Origin of the sequence: Marinobacter sp. R17, assembly GCF_003789045.1 — a bacterium.
Classification (GTDB): domain Bacteria; phylum Pseudomonadota; class Gammaproteobacteria; order Pseudomonadales; family Oleiphilaceae; genus Marinobacter_A; species Marinobacter_A mangrovi.
Window position 1 is genome coordinate 1 of sequence record NZ_RHGZ01000057.1, and the last position, 1,847, is coordinate 1,847.

Consider the following 1,847-nt stretch of genomic DNA (forward strand, 5'->3'; position numbering starts at 1 on the left):
GCGTGTGTGCCGGGCATGGCACAGAACTAGGGAGGTGAAAGTCCTCCTGCCAGGTGTTCGCAGAGCCGAAGGCTAGGAGAAGGGCAAGGGCGTCATCGCGAGGTGGGGTCTGGAGGAAGCCCAATCCAAAGCGGCGGGGCGACGAACAGGAACCCGATACGAGGTGTGGTACACCCGGGGCGAGCGGGCACGTGACCGCGAAGCCCTCCTTCTGCGACTGGGGTGTGCTTTATAAATCGGGCGTCTACGCCGTGAAAGCTCTGTGCCTTACCCCGGGAGGTCTGCCGCGTGTGGACGGACCCACTGAGAGACGAGCGATCGCCTCTGATCGCGTGGCAGAAATCAGCCGAGGGCATAGTAGGTTCGCCCGTGAACTGAAGGCCCGAACAGAGACAGGAGTCGAGATTCCGTGCAGGGAAACGGGATGGCATCTGCAAAGCAGCTCGCGCTGCCCCTGGAGCAACCAGGGGGTGAACCCGTTTCCGGAAATCGGGAAGACTCGCACTCCGTTCAACCCTCACCGTGGATGGCGCGTGTATTGAGCAGGGACAATCTCAGTCGCGCCCTGAAACAGGTTCGACGTAACAAGGGAGCGCCGGGCATCGACGGCCTGAGTGTGGATGCCCTGCCGGACTATCTGCGCCAGCACTGGCCGGAGATCCGGCGGCAGTTGCTCCAACAGACCTACCGACCGAAGCCGGTGCGGCGGGTCACGATCCCCAAAGCCAACGGCGGTTCCCGCCCATTGGGCATTCCGACGGTGCTGGATCGCTTTATCCAGCAGGCGATTGCCCAGGTCATCCAGCAGGACTGGGAACCCCGCTTCCACCCCCACAGCTATGGCTTCCGCCCGGGGCGCTCTGCTCATCAGGCGGTCCGATACGGACAGCGTTGCGCTCGAGAGGGGCGTAACTGGGTGGTGGACCTGGACTTGGAAGCCTTCTTCGATCGGGTAAACCACGATCGCCTGATGGCACGGCTGAAACGGCACATGCCAGACAGGCCGCTGCTCAGACTGATCAACCGGTACCTGAAGGCAGGCGTCCAGATCGACAACCGCAAAGCCCCGACGCCCGAGGGCGTGCCGCAAGGTGGGCCACTGTCTCCGGTGTTGGCGAATGTGGTGCTGGACGAACTGGATTGGGAGTTAGAGCGGCGCAACCTGCGCTTCGCCCGCTACGCCGATGATTGCCAGATCTATGTTGGCAGTTGCCGTGCTGGCGAGCGGGTTATGGTGAGTCTGACGCGCTTTATCGAGGACTCGCTGAGGCTCACAGTGAATACACGAAAGAGCGCGGTGGATCGGCCTTGGAAGCGTAGCTTCCTGGGCTTCACCCTCAGCAGGAAAGGGCAAAGACTGAAGGTGGCCAACAAGGCCATCGAGAAGTTGAAGGCCACCATCCGGTTGCTGAGCCGTCGCACACGGGGCCACTCAGTGGCCCAGGTGATCGCAGATCTGAAAGAGACCCTGCTTGGTTGGAAAGCGTACTTCGACGCAGCCGAAGTACTGAGCCCGCTGCGGGACCTGGACAAGTGGATCCGGCGGAGAATGAGAAGTTACGTGTGGAAGCAATGGGGTCGAAGGGGATATCGTGAGCTGAGAAAGCGGGGTGTCTCGGTCAAACTGGCCTGGAACACTGCGAAATCAGCCCATGGCCCGTGGCGGCTGAGTCACTCGCCAGCACTGCGACAAGCCTTATCGGCCCGGTTGTTCCGGAGCTATGGATTGCCGGAGTTGGCAGTACGGTAACGGGTTGAATCAAATCACTGAATCGCCGTGGTACGTGATCCGTATGCCCGGTGATGTGGGAGGAGGGGCATCGTGAGGTGCCTCCCTATCCCGATTA

At 61.5% G+C, this 1,847-nt stretch carries 1 protein-coding gene; it reads left to right on the plus strand.

The features are described 5' to 3' along the window. The first annotated feature begins 538 nt into the window (after window positions 1-538). Complete coding sequence (gene ltrA / locus EB809_RS20840) at window positions 539-1,750, plus strand: group II intron reverse transcriptase/maturase (RefSeq protein WP_223808072.1); 1,212 nt, start codon at window positions 539-541, stop codon at window positions 1,748-1,750. The last annotated feature ends 97 nt before the right edge of the window (window positions 1,751-1,847 follow it).